A 19,805-nucleotide genomic window follows, 5' to 3' on the forward strand; every position below is an offset into this window, starting at 1 on the left:
GGGTTCTTTTGCGTGATGCCGCCGGGGCTTTCGCCCGCATCGGGCGCAAAGGCTGCAATATAAACCAGCCCCACCACATTCGGGTGGTTGCCCGCCTCGGTAATGACAGCACCGCCATAGGAATGGCCCACTAGCAGAACAGGACCGCTTTCCTGTGCAATCATTTTGCGCGTGCGCTCCGCATCATCCGCCAGCGACGTCAACGGCAGTTCCACGGCTTTGAGCGACGTATGGCCGAGCCGTTTCAATTCAACAATAACCTTGCTCCAATGAGCCGCCCCACCCCAAAATCCATGCACGAGAATAATCGTCGGAGTCTGTGACATCTGGTTTTCTCCCTTGGCTGAAAAGCAATCAAAAATTGCACGCTAGCTAGATTTCAATCCCGGCTTGCGGCCCGCGAAGAGAACCATATTCCTGTCAGCACAACAATTCTGTGACGCTTCACTTTGTATTTATCCGGGCCATGGGAGGCGTAAACACACATATCAACGATTGTGGGGATGAGATGTATTAGACTACTTCGGTCAATCTACATAAAATTATCGGTGAAGGTTAACGTGCGAGTTTCCCAGGCATTTACAACCGCCATCTAACAATCAAGCCGGCCCTGACTCCTCACTTATGACGCAAATGAGGTCGCCACCAAACGATAAATTGGTTCAGTCGGCTTCTGACAAGTCCTAGTTCGAAACGTAATGCAATCAATCTTCACATACGTAGTTCTACGAATACAAATCATTTCACGAGCTGATATTAATGGGAGCGATCGGCAAGTAACCGCCGCTTAATCATAAGTACAAGTATATATTATTATGGCATTTTTATATACATAAGTTTCTGTGATTTTTACAGGCAGACAACGCATAAAATCCATACTTTCGGATAAAAATTAACAAATAATGTGAGTAAAGTTGGAATATTCACAGTATTTCTCAAAATATATTACTTATGTTTACTTAAAATAGTATTAGAGATCGATTCAAATCGTGATTAAAAAAAATGAACCAAAGCCGCCGATTTATGTCAGCTGCCTTATAAAGGATGGCTTAGCAACAGTCATTCTTGGAGGCTCCTGGATTACACGTCATGTTGGTCAGGTCGACACCCAGATGCGGGAGATCGAGAGAGGCAAGGGAGCGTCAACGATAACAATAGATATCAGTGCTGTGGACGCATTTGATACCGCTGGAGTGTGGCTTGTTGAACGGTTACGCGTCGCATTAGAAAGTGCGGGGAAACAAGTCCAAGTTCTTGGTTTATCCGAGAGGTGGAAAAGTCTCTTCATCGTTGTTGGCAAAACTGCGAAAGATCGTACTCCAAAACAGATCAAAAAGATAAACACTGGCATTAGATTTCTTAACGGCATGGGGCATGCGGTTGTCGGTCTTTCTGACGAATTTATCCAATCTATGCATGTACTTGGTTCCATAATTTTAGGTTTTCAAAGCGGAGCCAAAAAAGGAAATCGCATCAGATATACCGCGCTCGTCAATCAACTCGATCAACTGGGTATTGGTGCTATTCTCGTCATTTTTTTGGTCTCATTTGTAATGGGGGCTATCACCGCTCAACAGGGATCTTATCTGCTGCGGCAATTCGGTGGACAAGCTTGGGTGGTCAATCTCGTAGGGGTTTTGGTTTTACGAGATACCGGCGTTTTGTTGACGGCAATTATGATTGCCGGGCGATCGGGTAGCGCTATCGCGGCAGAAATAGGCTCGATGAAAATGAGGGATGAAATTGATGCTCTCACGGTTATGGGCCTCAATCCGATTGGTGTACTGGTTTTCCCGCGTCTTATGGCACTCGTTATTGCTGTCCCGCTTCTGACGGTTATTTCCGACTTTGCTGGCTTGTCGGGAGGGATGCTTGCGGCTTGGTCAAGCATTGATATTTCGCCGCGTGTCTTTTTGAGCAATCTCCGCGATGCCGTTGAAGTCAAAGACTTCTTGGCTGGCCTGATCAAAGCACCATTCATGGCCATGTTCATTGGAATCATTGCCGTTGTTGAAGGGATGAAAGTAAAAGGAAGCGCTGAATCTCTGGGGCGATGCGTAACATCGTCTGTTGTTAAATCAATTTTTTTTGTAATTATCCTCGACGGTATTTTTGCGCTATTTTATTCGGCTATTAAGTTCTAGCACGAGTTAAGCTCCACCTCATCATGGGCTAAACTGCCCATGATGATTCCCATGTATAAACTTGCGGTTCAATTATTTTCTCGGTGGTAATCCACCCTGCCAACCTAAACGGCCCAACAAGGTATGGCTTTCGGCTGACCTTACCACATGATCAAGCGCGGTTGTTCGCCGATCGGGCCTGGAGTGAACTCCTGAGCCATCCCCATAATGACTGGTTGTCGCTCCTTTGCCTTGATGGCCTTTGCCATCTCCTCCCTTACCTGAAGCGGTCTTACCAGACGACCCGCTTTTACCACCTTTTCCGGCGCCCATTCCACCAGAAACCAATTTTAGTTCATTGTCTTCCAAAACCCTCATATCGAGTACTCCAAAAATTAAGCTGCAGCACGAACTTTGAACCGATCTTGTGTCGAATGGAATCCGCAAGACTACGCAGATGATTTGTTCGTCTTTGACGGCATGGGCCTCCGCGCTTGCAGAAGAGTTGCCTCAGCTTGGTCATGGGAACGCAATAATTTCTTTGTCCCTGTCCCGCCGTTTTTCCAAGTACCGGCTTGAATTCAAGGGAGCCAATGCGATCAACAAGCCCCTTGGGCACCTGACGGCGATACTCCTCCGTTCCGGCTTTGGTCTTTCTTGCGTACTGCACTGTCAATCTCACGGTGGACCTCTGGTGTACCTTGCGGTGAACCAAGGGGACGATCGTCACATTGATATTATTGAATAATAAGGGAAATTTAGAGTCACTTGGTGCCCCCTGCCGGAATCGAACCAGCACTCCTCTCGGAACCTGATTTTGAGTCAGGCGCGTCTACCAATTCCGCCAAGGGGGCCGCAATGTGCACCGGGTGTGGGCAAACCACAGCCGTAAAAAGCCAAATACAGGCAGACCCCACTTCGGTCAACACCATTCAGACGTTTTCTATCGGGATAAACATTCAGGATAACATCACTGTGTGTTGCGAAGGCAAATCAGGGCCGGTAGAGCGACTTGGCAACCGAAAGGTTCGACTATCCCGCCTGTAATCCAGCTGCAACAGACAAATTCGATACGGGCGATTCCGTTTTGCCTCGGTATGGGCTAAGGATCGCGAGCCTTATTGAACGAAGACCAACAGGAAACACTCTATGCTGCGCAGACTTTACGATTGGACAATGTCACTTGCCGCGCGCAAATCAGCAGAAGTCTGGCTTGCCTTCATTGCCTTTGTCGAAAGTTCTGTCTTTGTCGTTCCGGCCGATGTGCTTTTCCTGCCGATGGCGCTGGCCCGGCCTGAGCGCGCCTACCGCTATGCGCTCGTTGCGACGATCTTCTCGGTGCTCGGCGGTATCGCCGGATGGTTTCTCGGCCACTATGCCTATGAGGCACTGGCAAAGCCGGTTCTCGAATTCTACGGCAAGCTGGATGCTTTCGAACAGATGCGCGGTTCAACCAGCGCTGATGCGATCCTGCTATTGCTGATTACCTCGGGCCTTGCCCACCTGCCGCCTATGAAGATCGTGACGATCCTCTCCGGCGCCGCAAACATCAATATCTGGCTGTTCATTGTCTCTGCCGTGCTAACACGCGGTGCGCGGTTCTTCTTCCTCGCCTGGCTCCTGCGCCGTTATGGCGAACCGATCCGCCATTTTATCGAAAAGCGCCTTGGCCTGATCGCTGCTGCCGCCGCCGGTGTGCTGATCCTCCTTTATGCCATACTCCACTATTACGCCTCCTGAACGACCCAACCTGAACACGGAAACCATCATGACGACGACCCGCACTTCACCGCATCTGAAAACGGCGGTTTTCCTGCTCCTGGCCATGATTGTGACTGTCGGCTCGGCGCTGGGCTTCCAGTATATTGGCGGCTATCTGCCCTGCAAACTCTGCCTTGAGCAGCGCTTTCCCTATTATGCCGGTATCCCGCTGATGGCGCTTGCCGTTCTTGCTTCGGTGTTCCGCTGGCCCGCTGCCCTCACCCGCACGCTTCTGGCACTCGGCGGTATTTTGATGCTTATCGGCCTTGGCCTTGCGGTGTTTCATTCCGGTGTTGAATGGAAATTCTGGGCTGGCCCTACCGATTGCACGGCGGTCAGCATGTCGATCACCACCAATGCGGGCAATCTGCTCAATGACATGAATGCGATTCATCCGCCCGCATGTGACACGGCCGCGCTGCGTGTGCTTGGCCTGTCCTTTGCCGGTTGGAATGCAATTGCCAGCCTGATCCTTGCAATCATCGCCTTTCGCGGCGCAAAAAAGGCGGCCTGAGGCCGCCTCTGTAAACAATCTGAAAACTGGGGCCGTTACGGCTCCAGTTCGACATCCCAGTAGAGATAATCCATCCAGCTTTCGTGCAGATGGTTCGGCGGGAACAACCGGCCATTATTGTGCAGATCATGCACCGTCGGCGCATAGGGCTTTTGCCGTGGCCACATTTTGGCTCGATCAGGCATCAACCCGCCCTTGCGCAAATTGCACGGGGAACAGGCTGCGACGACATTTTCCCAGACAGTGGCACCACCGGCGCAACGCGGCGTGACATGATCGAAGGTCAGATCTTCCTCTGACCCGCAATACTGGCATTCAAACCGGTCGCGCAGGAAAACATTGAATCGCGTAAAGGCAGGCGTGCGCGATGGCTTTATGTAGGTTTTAAGGGAAACGACGCTCGGTACCCGCATTGCGAACGAGGGCGAGGAAACCTCATGCTCGTATTCAGCAACGATATTCACACGGTCAAGAAAGACCGCCTTGATCGCGTCCTGCCAGGACCACAGCGACAAGGGATAGTAGCTGAGCGGACGATAGTCCGCATTGAGTACCAGGGCCGGTAACCCGTCCGGCGAGACGGCTATTGTCAAGGAATCACCTCCTAGTCCAACCATCAGGCCCCATTATTGTAAGCTTGAGGTGACAGGAATGTGAAGCGACATTGCATCGCAGCACGCAAAAAACCCCGTTATTTCAACTTCATCCGACCGGTGTGCCATCCCGGCCACGGGTTGCGGCGTAATAAGCCCAGAAAAGTCGGGCTGCGACACCCCTCCACGGCGTCCAACGCTCCGCCAAAAGCCGCAAAGCCTTCGCGTCTGGCTTGACTGATTCGGCATAGGCGTGGGCGTAGGCGTGCTGCAGGGCGACGTCTCCCGAGGGAAAAACATCCGCATGACCGGCTGAAAACAGCAGATAGACTTCCGCCGTCCACGGCCCGATCCCCTTCACATTGGTCATGACGGTCATCGCCTCGTCGATGGGCCTGTTGCACAGGTCGAACAGATCAAGCTCCCCCGCGATGATCGCCTCGCTGATCCGTGCAAGCGTTGCCTGCTTGGCACGCGACAACCCGGCCAGACGCCATGCCTCCTCACCCGATGCAAGGTAGTTTTCCGGCGTCAAGGGATCGACATATTGGACAAGCCGCTTCCAGATCGAATCGGCACTGGCCTTCGAGACCTGCTGCGAGACGATCACAGAGGCGAGGCTCTCAAAGCCGGGTTCCCGGCGGCGCAATGGCAAGGGCCCCGCACGCTCGGCAATGGCGGCAAGTTCCGGGTGCGCCACGAGCAAGGCTGCAAGCCCTTCGGCAACATCGTCAAGCGTGTCTATCTTACGCATCGCAACCCCTCACTTTTCAACTCAAGACAAACACCGTATCAATCGATGAGGTCTTCACGCAACAATCCGAGTTCATGACTGTCCCGGTATTTCGCTTTGCTCCCAGTCCCAATGGCCATCTGCATCTTGGCCATGCCTATTCCGCCCTGCTGAACCAGCAGATGGCGCGGGCAGCCGGTGGACGGCTTCTCCTGCGCATGGAAGATATCGACCGCGAACGCTGCACGCCAGAACTCGAAGCCGCGATGCAGGAGGATCTGCACTGGCTCGGCTTTGACTGGGAAACGCCGGTGCGCCGCCAGTCCGAGCATTTCGAAGTCTACCGGCAATCGCTTGATGAATTGATTCGTATGGAACTGGTTTATCCGGCATTTTTGAGCCGCAGCGACATCAAACACAAGATGCAAAGCGCGACGGAAAAAGGCATCGTCTGGCCGCATGATCCTGACGGTGCAGCGCTTTATCCGGCCGCTGACCGCGCACTTTCCACGCGCGAACGCCAGCAGCGCATGAATGATGGACATCCCTTTTCATGGCGCCTGCATATGGACCGCGCGCTTGAACATGTGGGAGAGCCACTGTTCTGGCACGAGACCATTGTTGATTCCAATATCCAAGCGCGCCCGCAGGATTGGGGCGACGTCATCATCGCCCGCAAGGACATGCCGACGAGTTATCACCTTTCCGTGGTTATCGACGACGCGCTGCAGGGCATTACGAACGTGGTGCGCGGCAAGGACCTTTATCATGCCACCGGCATCCACCGGCTGTTGCAGTATATTCTCGGACTGGAACCACCTGTTTATCACCACCACGATCTGATCCTTGATCGCGATGACCAAAAGCTCTCCAAAAGCCGCAAGGATACCTCGCTAAGATCGTCGCGATTGGAGGGTGTGACACCGGAGCAGATCCGAGAGTTGGTTGGGTTGTAGAATTTATGGTTCGTGGTGCTCACAGGAGAGAAATACCCCTCCCTGTCATCCTCGGGCTTGCCCCAAGAATAACAGGATAGATGTGTTGCAGGGAGCTAAGTTCTTCAGCGGGGTTGTTCACCCCCCTCTGTCCTGTCGGACATCTCCCCCACAAGGGGGGAGATCAGCCTACAACACCGTCTTTGCACAATCTGAAATTGTTCCGGTTGTAGGAAAGCGTGCATGTCAATGTGATCTCCCCCCTTGTGGGGGAGATGCCCGACAGGGCAGAGGGGGGTGAAACTTGGCCGACGATCTGTGCGTGGTTCGTGGTTCGTGGTTCGTGGTTCGTGGTTCGTGGTTCGACAAGCTCACCATGAGGGAGAGGGGTGATGCAACGATAATCGCCAACATTTCAGATCATAAACATTGCAGATCAAAAAGGTTGCAGAATATAGCTCCCTTACATCACCCCTCTCCCTCATGGTGAGCTTGTCGAACCACGAACACGAACCACATACACCGCTGCTCAACGAATGGCTGGTTGTTGAAAGGTTGTTCGTATAAACCTGCACCACACTTATCCCGTCACCGGTCCTCAATCATGCCTGTTCGCTATTTCCCTGCCCTGTTCGTCCTGTTATGGGCCACCGGTTTCATCGGGGCCCGTTATGCCATGCCCTATATGGAACCGTTCCTGTTCCTCACCATCCGGTTTATCATCGCGGGCGCAATTCTTGGCAGCTGGGTTGTGCTGGCGGGCAATAATTGGCCAAGCGGGCGCGGAGCGATGCATGCAATCATCGCAGGCTGTCTGATCCACGGCGTCTACCTCGGGGCCGTGTTTTGGGCGATCCACCGGGGGCTGCCCGCAGGCATGTCGGCGCTGGTGGTCGGACTGCAACCACTGATCACGGCACTGATTGCCGGGGCAGTTCTGCGCGAGAAAATCCTGCCGCGCCATTGGGCGGGTCTGGCCGTGGGTTTCATCGGTGTTGCCATGGTACTCTGGCCAAAACTGTCCGTCTCTGCCGATGGCATTACCCCCGCCACGGTCAGCGCCTCAATCCTGTCGGTGCTGGCAATCAGCACGGGAACCGTCTGGCAGAAGCGTTTTGTCGGTACGATTGACCTGAAAGCAGGCACCACCCTGCAATATCTTGGTGCGGCTGTTCTAACAGGCATTTTCTCGCTGCTGTTCGAGACCCATGTGGTGATCTGGGCAGCACCGCTTGGTTTTGCCCTGTTCTGGCTGGTCGTCGTCCTGTCGATCGGAGCGGTGCTTCTCCTTATGATCCTGATCAATCAAGGTGCCGTATCGAAGGTGGCGTCATTGTTCTATCTGGTGCCTGGCGTGACCGCCCTGATGGCCTATGTGCTTTTCGGCGAGACACTGACGCTGTTCCAGCTATGCGGCATGGTGGTGGCAACGCTCGGCGTTGCGCTCTCCACCGGTCAGAGACGCTTGGCGACCCTGCCCTCGCGGTAATGGATGATCGCCGCATTGACCTCGGCACCGATAATGAAAATCGCGGCGATAATGTAGAGGAACACGATGGCGACCATGATCGAGGCCAACCCCGCATAGGTCGTCACATAGGACGCGAAAGTTTCGAGATAGCTGGCAAAAATCGTCGCGCCGATGGTCCATGCGAGCAGCGTCAGCAAAATCCCCGGCAGGATATCAACAAGTCTGCGCCGTCCTGCCGGTAGCCATAAATGGACGACCAGCAGCCCGACGATCAACACTGCTGACGCGATGCAATAGCGCCAGAAACCGATAGTGCCGGAAAGAAGATCAAGCTCAGGCACCCATTTCGTCGCAATGCGTAAGGCAAGTGGCGCAAGCACCAGCAGAAAGCTGATGGCCATGATTCCGATGGTCGCCACAATCACATAGCCAAGACTCTGCAACCGGCAATAGATAATCGAGCGTGTATCAACCACGCGATAGGCGCGGTTGAGCGCAATGCGCAGCGCTTCGATACCATTGGAGGCAAAATAGGCGGCGGCGATCACGCTGATGGTCAAAAGTCCGCCGCGCTGCACGTTGAGAACGTTGCGCACTTCCTGAGCAATTGGCCGCGCAATCACTTCAGGCCAAGTGTCGAACACGACATGCACTGCCGTATCGGTAAAGGCGCTGGCACCAAGGAAGCTGGCAAGCGACGTGGCAAAAATCAGGAACGGAAACAGCGCCAGAATGCCTGAAAGGGCGATATGGCTTGCGAAAGCCCAACCGTCATCCGTGCTGAAATGCCTCAATGTATCGAAGGCCACCCGCCGGAGAAAAACATATACTCTACGCATTGAAAATGGTTCGTCCCTTTGGCGTGACATTGCAAGGCACAGGCGAATATGTGAAGTCTTTTTTTGATTTCGTGGCTTGGTTTGCAGCAATCGGAAAAGAATGACCAGTTCCAGAACGGTTTTGATCACAGGTTGTTCCAGCGGCATCGGCGCCTATTGCGCCCGTGCGCTGCAGGCGGATGGCTGGACGGTCTTTGCAACAGCGCGGCGGGATGAAGATATCGCAGCACTGAAAGCCGATGGCCTTTCCGCCCATTATCTCGATTATCGCGAACCGGATTCCATCAAGGCGCTGGTCGAAACTGTGCTCGCGGCGACCGGCGGCACGCTTGATGCGCTCTACAACAACGGCGCCTATGCGCTGCCCGGTGCAGTCGAGGATTTGCCGATAGAAGGTTTGCGCGAGCAGTTCGACGCCAATTTCTTCGGCTGGCATGAGCTGACCCGGCATATCGTTCCGGTCATGCGCCGTCAGGGCCACGGGCGGATCGTTCATTGCTCATCCATCCTCGGGCTTGTGCCGATGAAATGGCGCGGTGCCTATGTCTCGTCCAAATTTGCGCTTGAGGGCCTGATGCTGGTTCAACGCATGGAGCTTGAAGGCTCCGGCATCCACGTATCCCTGATCGAGCCGGGCCCGATAGAGTCGCGCTTCACCTACAATGCGCTGAAGCAGATCGAAAAATATATCGATGTTGAAGGTTCCGTACATCGTGCGGATTATCAGAAGCAGATTGCCCGCCTGTCGCAGGGTGGCACCAAGTCGCGCGCCAAACTTGGCCCTGATGCTGTCTATTCCGTACTGAAACACGCATTGGAAAATGCGCGTCCGAAACCCCATTATCTCGTCACACGGCCTGCGAAATTTGCTGTTTTTGTCCGCAGATTTCTGTCGTCGCGTGCGCTATACCGCATGCTTGCCGGTCAGTCCTGAAAAGAGATTGGCCTGAAAAGGAAAGAACAATGGATATCATCTTCAAGTTTCTGGCGCTCATCGCCATCGCCGCTGTCGCAATTGTGCTGCTGATCGGTCTGCGTAACATGATGAAAGGCGGCGACGCCAATTTCTCCAACAAGATGATGCAGCTGCGCATTTTCCTGCAACTGGTGGCGATTATCCTGATTGTTGGCGCGATCTATTTCCACCGCGCTGCCAGCTAATCGGGAAGCCCCATGGTCAAGCTCAACAAGATCTACACGAAAACCGGCGATGACGGCACAACAGGCCTTGGCAGCGGTGCGCGTCGTCTGAAGCATGATCTTCGTGTCGAAGCCTATGGCACGGTTGATGAGGCCAATTCCTGTGTCGGTCTGGCGCGGCTGCATACGGAGAAGGATTTTCCCGAGATCGACGCCATGCTTGCGCGCATTCAGAATGATCTTTTTGATCTTGGCGCTGATCTTGCCACCCCTGAAACGGGCGAAAAGCTTGAATACGAGCCTTTGCGCATTGTCGATAGCCAGACAGCGCGGGTCGAGGCGGATATTGACCTGTTGAATGAAAAACTTGCGCCGCTGCGCTCGTTTGTTCTACCGGGCGGATCGGCGGCTTCTGCCGCCCTGCACCTTGCCCGCACGGTCGCAAGACGCGCGGAGAGGCACATGGTTGAGCTGGCGCAAAAGCCCGATGAGATCGTCACGCCAGCGGCGCTCAAATACATCAACCGTGTTTCGGATTTTCTCTTCGTCGCCGCGCGTGCCGTCAATGACAATGGCGCAAGGGACGTGTTATGGGTGCCCGGTAAGAACCGCTGAACGGGGGAACGGCGCCGATGTTCATACCACTCTACGACGCCAACAGCCTCAAATACATCAAGCTTCAATACGTCACCCTGACGCTGATTGCCCTGAATGTCCTAATTTTCTGCCTTACGAGCCTCTCCGATACCGCCTCCAACGCTGCCGCTATCGGCTTTGGCTACATTCCGGCCGTGATGCACCACACAGCTGCGCTTCCGCCCGAGTTTGATTTCGTGCCATCCACCTTTACCTACGTCACCTATGCCTTCCTGCATGCCAATATTTGGCATCTGGGTGGCAACATGCTGTTCCTTTGGGTTTTTGGCGACAATGTCGAAGACGCAATGGGGCACATCAAATTCCTGATTTTTTATCTTCTCTGCGCCGCCGCCGGTGCTTTCCTGCATGGCACGCTTGATCCGATGTCGGAGGGGCCGCTCATTGGGGCATCGGCCGCCATTGCCGGGGTGATCATGGCCTATCTGCTGCTGCATCCCCGTGTCCGGGTCTGGGTGCTGGCCTTTGGCCGTATTCCCCTGCGCATCCCCGCGCTCTATCCCCTGCTGCTTTGGGTCGGCATTCAATTCGTCATGGTGATCACCCATGGCGAGGATCGCATATCGTGGTCTGGCCATGTTGGCGGCATTATTGCCGGTGCCCTCCTGCTGATCCCGTTCAAACGGCGAAGCGTCCCGCTTTTTGATCGCGCCATCGTTTCACCGCGCGCCGTCGTGGTCGACAAGCAATCGGAACAGACACCGCCTGAACCACCATCAACCCGCTGGGGTCGCTAGAGCCGGCAACTTTCAATCGTTTAAGGTCGGATAAGCGCAAACTCCGCGATTGACCTTTACGTTAGTCATATTTACGGTCCCGCACGATCCTGACACGCCAGCGTGTCGTTTTTTTCGCTTCAATGTCGGCATCCGGCAAGCGGGTGCCATTGCCCGGCAGTTAAATCAGCTTGCAGTTTTTTGAGAGGGAGTCCCCATGAAAGTCCTCGTACCGGTAAAGCGGGTAGTCGATTACAATGTGAAGATCAGGGTTAAGGGCGACGGTTCGGGCGTTGAGCTTGCCAATGTGAAGATGTCGATGAACCCGTTCGACGAAATCGCGGTCGAGGAAGCCCTGCGCCTGAAAGAGGCTGGCAAGGTAGAGGAAGTGATCGTTGTCTCCATTGGACCTGCTCAGGCTCAGGAAACCATCCGCACTGCGCTGGCCATGGGCGCTGATCGCGGCATTCTGGTCAAGGTTGACGATCTCGTCGAGCCGCTGGCCGTTGCCAAGATTTTGAAGGGCATTGTCGACGCCGAACAGCCAAAGCTCGTCATTCTCGGCAAGCAGGCTATCGACGACGATGCCAACCAAACAGGCCAGATGCTGTCCGCACTGCTCGGCTGGAGCCAGGGCACATTTGCTTCGAAGGTTGAACTTGGCGGCGATACTGCCAACGTTACCCGCGAAGTTGACGGCGGTTTGCAGACCATCGAAATCAAGCTTCCGGCCATTGTCACCACAGACCTTCGCCTCAACCAGCCGCGCTATGCTTCCCTGCCAAATATCATGAAGGCAAAGAAGAAGCCGCTGGATGAAAAGACCGCAGCCGATTACGGCGTTGACACCAAGCCACGCCTCAAGGTTCTCAAGACCGAAGAGCCGGGTGGCCGCAAGGCAGGCGTCAAGGTCAAGGACGTTGCCGAACTCATCAGCAAGCTGAAGAACGAAGCCGGCGTTCTCTAAGATCAGGAAAGGAATTCACCATGGCTATTCTTCTTTTTGCCGAACACGATAACGAGACCCTTTCCGACCAGACCGCCAAGGCATTGACCGCAGCGCTTGCCATCGGTTCCGATGTGCATGTTCTGGTGGCTGGCAAAGGCGCCAAGGGCGTTGCCGATCAGGCAGCCAAGCTTGCTGGAGTCAAGAAAGTCCTGCTTGCAGACAGCGATGATCTGGCCAACCGCCTTGCGGAAGCCACCGCTGCCCTGATCGTTTCGATCGCTGGCAATTATGACACCATCATTGCTGCAGCCACCACCAACGGCAAGAACATCCTGCCGCGTGTTGCCGCTCTTCTTGATGTCATGCAGGTCTCGGACATTATCGAAGTGATCGCACCTGATACATTCAAGCGTCCGATCTATGCGGGTAACGCCCTGCAGACCGTTCAGGCAACCGATGCAACGCGTGTCATCACCGTACGCACCGCAACCTTTGCGGCGGCTGGCGAAGGTGGCTCGGCTTCTGTCGAGACTGTTGCTGCTGCCGCCAATCCCGGCCTGTCGAAATTCGTCGAAGCCAAGCTTTCGGGCGGTGACCGTCCGGAACTCACTTCGGCGAAGATCATCATTTCCGGTGGCCGTGCGCTTGGTTCCAACGAGAAGTTCAAGGAAGTCATTCTTCCCGTTGCCGACAAGCTCGGTGCTGCCGTCGGTGCATCGCGCGCTGCGGTGGACGCCGGTTATGCTCCCAATGACTGGCAGGTTGGTCAGACAGGCAAGGTTGTTGCGCCTGATCTCTACATCGCTGTTGGTATCTCCGGAGCCATTCAGCATCTGGCAGGCATGAAGGACTCCAAGGTCATTGTTGCCATCAACAAGGACGAAGAAGCCCCGATTTTCCAGGTCGCTGATTACGGTCTGGTAGGCGATCTCTTCGTTATTCTGCCGGAGCTTGAAAAAGCGCTCTGATTTTAATCGCAAGATTGAAATGAATCTGCATGGCCGGGGTAGACGAATGCTACCCCGGCCATTTAGGGTCAAAACTCATTAATCTGGTCGAAAAGCCTCGTGCTATTTCCACCAGATTAATGAGTTTTGACCCTGGTTTGGTGCTACAATAAATAAACGGATGGAAACATGGCTGGCTCGATCAAAACTGTAGGCATTATCGGCGCGGGACAAATGGGCGGAGGTATCGCTCACGTTTGTGCACTGGCCGGATATGATGTTTTGATCCACGACCAATCCGCCGAACAGCTGGAAAAGGCCATTGCCACCGTCAATGGCAACATGGCGCGGCAGGTTTCCCACGGCAAGCTTGAGGAAGCAGAGCGTGTGAAGGGCATGTCGCGCATCCGCCCTGCCCCGCGCATGGAAGATCTTGCGGGCGTTGATCTTGCCATTGAAGCTGCGACGGAAGACGAAACCGTCAAGCGCAAGATTTTTGCCCAGCTTTGCCCCAACCTCAACCCGGAGGCGATCCTCGCCACCAATACCTCATCGATTTCGATCACCCGGCTTGCCGCCACCACGGATCGCCCCGAGCGCTTTATCGGTATCCACTTCATGAACCCGGTTCCGGTGATGAAACTGGTTGAACTGATCCGCGGCATCGCCACGGAAAACGTCACCTTCGAATCGGCACGCCAGTTCGTTACCAGCCTCGATAAGACATTGACTGTTTCGGAAGATTTCCCGGCTTTCATCGTCAACCGCATTCTCCTGCCGATGATCAATGAAGCAATCTATGTGCTTTATGAAGGCGTCGGTTCGGTTGAAGCCATCGATACGGCCATGAAGCTTGGCGCCAATCATCCGATGGGCCCGTTGCAGCTTGCCGACTTCATCGGCCTCGACACCTGCCTGTCGATCATGCAGGTGCTGCATGATGGTCTGGCGGATTCGAAATATCGGCCCTGCCCGCTTCTGGTCAAATATGTCGAAGCTGGCTGGCTTGGACGCAAGGCCGGGCGCGGTTTTTACGATTATCGCGGTGAAAACCCCGTTCCAACCCGCTGATAGCTGCGCACTGCGCGGCATTCTGTCCGGCTGAATTATTTATTACGATCAAACCCTTGCATCAGCCTCTGCCTCTCCCCAACTGAAACAGAATTGCAGCACCGGGCCCCTCTGGCGGAAGTGACCGGCTCTTTCGTGATGTCGGAGCTGTAATCTGGAACCGATGCCGGCGGATCATTTTTCACATGGAGATTCTGTTTGTTGATGCCATGGGCAAGCCCCTATGGATGTGGCTTGGCTTTTTTGCCCTCGTCCTTGTTCTTCTCGTCCTCGATCTGGGCGTTCTTAATCGAAAAAATCACGATATAGGCATGAGCCGGAGCCTTTGGCTTTCGGCATTTTACATCAGCCTTGGCGTCGCCTTTGGCGGCTTCATCTGGTGGGAACTCGGCAGCGAAGCCGGGATGCAATACCTGACCGGCTTTGTGGTCGAGAAAAGCCTCGCGATGGACAATATTTTCGTCATCGCCATGATTTTCGGCTATTTCGCCATTCCCAAGCAATTCCAGCACCGCGTGCTTGTTTACGGCATTCTTGGTGTTGTCATCCTTCGCGGTATCATGATCGCGGCGGGCGCTGCGATTGTTGAACAATATGAGTGGGTCCTCTATCTGTTCGCGGCGTTCCTGATCATCACAGGTATTCGTATGCTGATGGCGGGAGACGAGGAATACGACGTTTCTGCCAATCCCGTCTTCAAGTTCATGAATAAGCGCTTTCGTGTGACGAGCGAATTGCACGGGCAGAAATTCATGATCCGCCGTACCGACCCGCATACGGGCAAATCCAAGACATGGATCACCCCCCTGCTGTTGGCGCTGGTCATGGTGGAACTCGCCGATGTCATCTTTGCGGTGGATTCCATCCCCGCCATTTTTGCTATCACCACCGATCCCTATATCGTCTTCACCTCGAACATCTTTGCGATCCTTGGTCTGCGTGCGCTGTATTTTGCCCTCGCAAGTCTGATCCATCGCTTCGTCTACCTTAAATATGCCCTGTCTCTGGTGCTTGTTTTCATTGGCGGAAAGATATTCGTGGCTGACGCTTTGGGACTGGCCAAGATACCGCCCATGTGGTCACTGTCGATCACACTTGGCATTCTTGCCGCCGGTATCCTGAGTTCTCTCTGGAAAACCCGCAACGATGTGCCAGAGTCTGAATTAACGATAGATGCAGAACAGGCTTCGGCACTTTCCATCGCCGAGGTAGAGAGAAAAGCTTAATCCTATCAATGGAGAAACACGCATGAACGCTGGCGGAAAACCGTTTGATTGGGACCCTTCGGGAAACCCCGCCGAACGGCGCCTGTCCAGCGTTCTGGTCGAGCTTGGTGAAACAGACGCGGACAGGATTTCATTTGACGATATCCTGTCCGCACTTTCCGAGCGCAGCTTTGGCGCGCTGTTCATTCTCTTCGCAGCGCTTAATCTGATACCACTGCCGCCGGGAACATCGACGATCTTCGGCATTCCCCTCATCCTTCTGTCGACCCAATTGCTGATTGGCATGGAAAACCCATGGTTTCCGGCATTCCTGCGTCGCAAATCCATCAGTATCGAAACCTACAGGCGTATTGTTCGCAAACTCGAACCACTGCTTGCCCGCTTTGAACGGCTTGCACAGCCGCGCTATTGGCCACTGCCGCAGGCAATCATGGAACGGATCATCAGTATCATCGTTCTTTTGCTGTCCTTTCTCGTTGTTCTGCCCGTCCCCCTCGTCAACCAGTTGCCGGCGCTCAGCATTGTCCTGCTCAGTATTGGCCTTGGCGAACAGGATGGCGTATGGCTTGGCACCGGCCTGCTTGTCGCTGCACTGGCGGTCGGATTTGCCATTGGCTTTGCCGCATCTGTCGGTTTTGCCGCCCTTCATATATTCGGTTGAGCATGAACGATCAGAAAACCATCACCATCTATGTCGACGCTGATGCTTGCCCTGTCAAAGCGGAGATTTACCGCGTTGCCGAACGTTATGGCGTCAAGGTCTTCGTCGTCTCCAATTCCTTCATGACCATCCCGCGCGATCCGATGATCGAGCGCGTTATTGTCAGCGATGGCTTTGATGCGGCTGACGACTGGATTGCCGAACGGGTCACGCGCGGCGATGTGGTGGTGACGGCAGACATTCCGCTCGCCAGCCGCTGCGTCAAGGCAGGGGCCGATGCGATCTCCCCCACGGGCCGCGCCTTCACCGAGGCATCCATCGGCAACACATTGGCCACCCGCAACCTCATGGACGAGTTGCGCTCTGCCGGTCAGATCACCGGTGGCCCCAGACCCTTTTCACCAAAAGACCGGTCCGCCTTTCTTTCCGCGCTAGATCTCGCCATTGTCCGCCTGAAACGCGCGGGATTTGCTGTTTAAGTACTGTGTGTGGTTCGTGGTTCAAAACAACCACGACGAAGATACCTCTCCCCGTCATCCTCGGGCTTGACCCGAGGACCCATAATTTAAAAGCGCCCAGTATCCATGTTCGTTTGTTTTCTTTAGCCGTGGGTCCTCGGGTCAAGCCCGAGGATGACGGTGGGGTGGGTTGTAAGGAGCCAAGTTCTGCACCCTCTGTGATCTGCAACCTTTGTGACCTGCAAAGTTGGCGATTAGCGATTGCATCACCCATCTCCCTCATGGTGAGCTTGTCGAACCACGAACCACTCACCAACTGAATCAAGCCATAATCGCCCCCTCAACACCCCCGCTCCCGCTCAATTGCAACCGAGCTATGCGTCCCCGCCATTGACGAAATGCCCCGCAACCTCTACGAGAGCGCAACAAAGCTATATGCGTGCCGCTCGTGCCCCAACATATGCCGAGCCGAAAACACCAGCCCAAACACGTACTTGAAAGTTCATTAATGACTATTTTCGATTCTATCGCCCCGGCGCTGTCCGGTGCATTGGCGGCCCGTGGTTACGAGACCCTGACGCCTGTGCAGACCGCTGTGCTTGCTCCGGAAGCAGATGGCGCCGACCTTCTCGTCTCCGCCCAGACGGGCTCTGGCAAGACAGTTGCATTCGGTATTGCCATCGCACCGACGCTGCTTGAAGGCGAAGACCGCTTCACATCTATCGGCGCCCCCTATGCGCTGGTCATTGCCCCCACCCGCGAGCTTGCTTTGCAGGTTCGCCGCGAGCTGGAATGGCTCTACGAAAAAACCGGTGCACGCATTGCCTCCTGTGTTGGCGGCATGGACATGACCAAGGAACGCCGTGCATTGCAGGGCGGCGCCCATATTGTCGTCGGCACGCCGGGTCGTCTGCGCGACCATATCACTCGCGGCTCGCTCGATATGACCGAATTGCGCGCCGTTGTTCTTGATGAAGCCGACGAGATGCTCGACCTTGGCTTCCGTGAAGATCTTGAATTCATCCTCGGCGAAGCACCAAAAGAGCGCCGCACGCTGATGTTCTCGGCGACCGTGCCCAAACCCATTGCCCAGCTGGCAAAACAGTTCCAGAACGATGCACTGCGCATCACTGCCACCAGCGAAAAGTCCCAGCACAGCGATATTGAATATCACATCATGCCGGTCGCCCCGCGCGAACGCGAAAATGCGATCATCAATGCGCTGCTGTTCTACGATGCACAGAACACCATCGTATTCGGCTCCACCCGCGAAGCAGTCAAGCACCTGACCAGCCGTCTGTCCAATCGCGGTTTCTCCGTTGTTTCGCTCTCGGGCGAACTTAGCCAGGCCGAGCGCACCAATGCGCTGCAGGCCATGCGTGATGGCCGTGCCCGTGTTTGCGTTGCCACTGACGTTGCCGCGCGCGGTATCGATCTGCCCAATCTTGACCTTGTTATCCACGCCGATCTGCCGACCAACCCCGATACGCTGCTGCACCGCAGTGGCCGTACGGGACGCGCGGGCCGCAAGGGTATCTGCGTTCTGATCGTACCGGCATCGCGCCGCCGTTCGGCCGAGCGCCTGCTGCAGATGGCCAAGCTCAGCACCACCATGGTGCCGCCGCCGGATGCTGCCGCCATCAACAAGCGCAATTATGACCGTATCCTCAACGATGCGTCACTGACCGAAGTCATGACCGAAGAGGAAGGCGATCATGTGCGCGAATTGCTCGCGCTGCATTCGCCGGAACAGATTGCAGCCGCTTATATGCGTCAGCAAATGGCTGCACGGCCTGCGCCGGAAGAACTGTCGAACACACCAGCCCACGTCCTCGAGCCGATCCGCAAGGGAAGCTATGACGACCGTCCGGGCCGAGGTGATCGCGCCGATCGCGGTGATCGCGCTCCGCGTTCGGACCGCTTCGAACAGTTCGAGAGCGGCGCCTGGTTCTCACTCAGCGTTGGCCGCAAACAGCGTGCCGAACCGCGCTGGCTGCTGCCGCTGATCTGCAAGGCTGGCGATATTACCAAGACCGATGTGGGCTCGATCAAGATTCTTGAGACCGAAACCCGCTTCGAAATCACCGCCAGCAAGGCCGATGCATTTCTTGCCCGGATCAAGCAATACGGCACCGGCGAAAAGGGCGTGAATATCACCCGCAGCGAGGGCGCAGGATCATCCTCCCCACGCAGCGATTTCAAGCCGAAGAAGACCTTTGGCGAGAAGCGCGAATGGGACGACCGCAAGCCACCCCGTGCCCGCGATGACAAACCGCGCGATGATCGCCCTCGTTCTTATGACGACAAGCCAAAAGCCGATTGGGCTGCCAAGCCTGCCAAGGCGAAGCCGGAAGGCTGGACCACGGAAAAGCCTGAAAAGGCTAAAAAAGCTCCCAAAGAACGCAAGCCCGGCGATCCTTCCGGCTTTGACAAATACAAAGCCAAAAAAGCCCGCAAGGCCGCTGCCGGTCAAGCTGAATAATCGGGCCGCTCAGATGTGATGAATACAAACCCGCCGTGGATGAAAATCCCGGCGGGTTTTGTTTTTGCATAAAGATTTTGCGTGGTTCGACACGCTCACCATATCGATGCAACAGGAACTGCGGTCCGCAACCGCAACGTTGGTAGATGTAATCCCCCCCTCTGTCCTGTCGGACATCTCCCCCACAAGGGGGGAGATCAGCCTTCAATACCATCTTGCACAATCTGAAACATTTCCGGTTGTGCAAAGGCGTTACTGTCAATGTGATCTCCCCCCTTGTGGGGGAGATGTCCGACAGGACAGAGGGGGGTGAGCGCCGCCGGTACATGGTGCGTGGTTCGACAAGCTTGTCTGTTAGAGATGGTATAATGTGAAGAGGTCCACGTACCCTTTCCCGGCACGTGGACCGATTGACAGGATGCCGTTTCGACAAGCGGACATTGCAGTCCGATGGTGAGCAAGGCCCTGTCATTCGATGACACCCGAACAGTTGCAAGGGGCACCGACCCCGTATGACAAGCCAGGGAAC

Annotated in this window: 20 protein-coding genes and 1 tRNA gene; 16 read left to right on the top strand and 5 right to left on the bottom strand. The window is 55.0% G+C overall.

All coding sequences use genetic code 11. The annotated features are described in order from the left end of the window. Positions 1 to 326: alpha/beta fold hydrolase (locus AB4Y96_RS25380; RefSeq protein WP_441920729.1), on the bottom strand; the 326-nt coding region annotated here is incomplete at its 3' end. Between the two features lie 663 nt (positions 327 to 989). On the opposite strand from AB4Y96_RS25380, the gene AB4Y96_RS25385 reads away from it, so the two are divergent. Further along, positions 990 to 2,144 (top strand): ABC transporter permease, encoded by a 1,155-nt coding sequence (locus AB4Y96_RS25385; protein WP_441920731.1) that lies wholly within the window; start codon positions 990 to 992, stop codon positions 2,142 to 2,144. Positions 2,145 to 2,892: 748 nt separating this feature from the next. Here AB4Y96_RS25385 and AB4Y96_RS25390 read toward each other — a convergent pair. Beyond that, a tRNA-Leu gene (locus AB4Y96_RS25390) sits at positions 2,893 to 2,977 on the bottom strand. Between the two features lie 295 nt (positions 2,978 to 3,272). On the opposite strand from AB4Y96_RS25390, the gene AB4Y96_RS25395 reads away from it, so the two are divergent. Further along, complete coding sequence (locus AB4Y96_RS25395) at positions 3,273 to 3,863, top strand: YqaA family protein (RefSeq protein WP_091880039.1); 591 nt, start codon at positions 3,273 to 3,275, stop codon at positions 3,861 to 3,863. Between the two features lie 28 nt (positions 3,864 to 3,891). After that, positions 3,892 to 4,398: a disulfide bond formation protein B gene (locus AB4Y96_RS25400; RefSeq protein ID WP_441920733.1), complete on the top strand. Its 507-nt coding sequence runs from the start codon at positions 3,892 to 3,894 to the stop codon at positions 4,396 to 4,398. Positions 4,399 to 4,433: 35 nt separating this feature from the next. On the opposite strand, the gene AB4Y96_RS25405 is transcribed toward AB4Y96_RS25400, so the two are convergent. Next, positions 4,434 to 4,991, bottom strand: a complete 558-nt coding sequence (locus AB4Y96_RS25405) for an HNH endonuclease (RefSeq protein ID WP_091880036.1) — start codon at positions 4,989 to 4,991, stop codon at positions 4,434 to 4,436. Positions 4,992 to 5,100: 109 nt separating this feature from the next. Continuing rightward, positions 5,101 to 5,745: a DNA-3-methyladenine glycosylase family protein gene (locus tag AB4Y96_RS25410; protein ID WP_441920734.1), complete on the bottom strand. Its 645-nt coding sequence runs from the start codon at positions 5,743 to 5,745 to the stop codon at positions 5,101 to 5,103. Between the two features lie 74 nt (positions 5,746 to 5,819). Here AB4Y96_RS25410 and gluQRS point away from each other — a divergent pair, with 74 nt between their 5' ends. Together gluQRS and AB4Y96_RS25420 are read left to right on the top strand one after the other, a co-directional pair. After that, positions 5,820 to 6,680, top strand: coding sequence for a tRNA glutamyl-Q(34) synthetase GluQRS (gene gluQRS, locus AB4Y96_RS25415; protein WP_441920736.1), 861 nt, complete (start codon positions 5,820 to 5,822; stop codon positions 6,678 to 6,680). 583 nt (positions 6,681 to 7,263) lie between these two features. After that, complete coding sequence (locus AB4Y96_RS25420; protein ID WP_441920737.1) at positions 7,264 to 8,148, top strand: DMT family transporter; 885 nt, start codon at positions 7,264 to 7,266, stop codon at positions 8,146 to 8,148. Here AB4Y96_RS25420 and AB4Y96_RS25425 read toward each other — a convergent pair. Beyond that, positions 8,115 to 8,969 carry a YihY/virulence factor BrkB family protein gene (locus tag AB4Y96_RS25425; RefSeq protein WP_091880030.1) on the bottom strand — a complete coding sequence of 285 codons (855 nt, stop codon included), beginning with the start codon at positions 8,967 to 8,969 and terminating at the stop codon, positions 8,115 to 8,117. The genes AB4Y96_RS25420 and AB4Y96_RS25425 overlap by 34 nt on opposite strands. 100 nt (positions 8,970 to 9,069) lie before the next feature. Here AB4Y96_RS25425 and AB4Y96_RS25430 point away from each other — a divergent pair, with 100 nt between their 5' ends. From AB4Y96_RS25430 to AB4Y96_RS25480, 11 genes are all read left to right on the top strand, one after another. Next, positions 9,070 to 9,903, top strand: a complete 834-nt coding sequence (locus tag AB4Y96_RS25430; RefSeq protein WP_441920738.1) for an SDR family oxidoreductase — start codon at positions 9,070 to 9,072, stop codon at positions 9,901 to 9,903. Between the two features lie 29 nt (positions 9,904 to 9,932). Continuing rightward, positions 9,933 to 10,130, top strand: coding sequence for a twin transmembrane helix small protein (locus tag AB4Y96_RS25435; RefSeq protein WP_091880027.1), 198 nt, complete (start codon positions 9,933 to 9,935; stop codon positions 10,128 to 10,130). Between the two features lie 12 nt (positions 10,131 to 10,142). After that, the gene (locus tag AB4Y96_RS25440) at positions 10,143 to 10,724 is read left to right on the top strand and encodes a cob(I)yrinic acid a,c-diamide adenosyltransferase (RefSeq protein WP_112530423.1); all 582 of its coding nucleotides are present in this window, start codon (positions 10,143 to 10,145) and stop codon (positions 10,722 to 10,724) included. Positions 10,725 to 10,741: 17 nt separating this feature from the next. Beyond that, complete coding sequence (locus AB4Y96_RS25445; protein WP_441920740.1) at positions 10,742 to 11,503, top strand: rhomboid family intramembrane serine protease; 762 nt, start codon at positions 10,742 to 10,744, stop codon at positions 11,501 to 11,503. A 196-nt stretch (positions 11,504 to 11,699) separates the two neighbouring features. Next, positions 11,700 to 12,449 carry an electron transfer flavoprotein subunit beta/FixA family protein gene (locus tag AB4Y96_RS25450; RefSeq protein WP_441920741.1) on the top strand — a complete coding sequence of 250 codons (750 nt, stop codon included), beginning with the start codon at positions 11,700 to 11,702 and terminating at the stop codon, positions 12,447 to 12,449. 20 nt (positions 12,450 to 12,469) lie between these two features. Beyond that, positions 12,470 to 13,399 (top strand): electron transfer flavoprotein subunit alpha/FixB family protein, encoded by a 930-nt coding sequence (locus tag AB4Y96_RS25455; RefSeq protein ID WP_441920743.1) that lies wholly within the window; start codon positions 12,470 to 12,472, stop codon positions 13,397 to 13,399. A 168-nt stretch (positions 13,400 to 13,567) separates the two neighbouring features. Then, positions 13,568 to 14,449 (top strand): 3-hydroxybutyryl-CoA dehydrogenase, encoded by an 882-nt coding sequence (locus AB4Y96_RS25460; protein WP_091880018.1) that lies wholly within the window; start codon positions 13,568 to 13,570, stop codon positions 14,447 to 14,449. Between the two features lie 185 nt (positions 14,450 to 14,634). Further along, entirely contained in the window at positions 14,635 to 15,675 is a 1,041-nt protein-coding gene (locus tag AB4Y96_RS25465; protein ID WP_441920745.1) for a TerC family protein, read from the top strand. Positions 15,676 to 15,697: 22 nt separating this feature from the next. Then, positions 15,698 to 16,336 (top strand): exopolysaccharide biosynthesis protein, encoded by a 639-nt coding sequence (locus AB4Y96_RS25470; protein WP_441920747.1) that lies wholly within the window; start codon positions 15,698 to 15,700, stop codon positions 16,334 to 16,336. Between the two features lie 2 nt (positions 16,337 to 16,338). Beyond that, entirely contained in the window at positions 16,339 to 16,815 is a 477-nt protein-coding gene (locus tag AB4Y96_RS25475) for a YaiI/YqxD family protein (RefSeq protein WP_441920748.1), read from the top strand. Positions 16,816 to 17,302: 487 nt separating this feature from the next. Then, positions 17,303 to 19,276, top strand: coding sequence for a DEAD/DEAH box helicase (locus AB4Y96_RS25480; RefSeq protein ID WP_441920750.1), 1,974 nt, complete (start codon positions 17,303 to 17,305; stop codon positions 19,274 to 19,276). Positions 19,277 to 19,805: the final 529 nt, after the last annotated feature.

The organism is Phyllobacterium sp. TAF24 (genome assembly GCF_052113785.1).
Classification (GTDB): domain Bacteria; phylum Pseudomonadota; class Alphaproteobacteria; order Rhizobiales; family Rhizobiaceae; genus Phyllobacterium.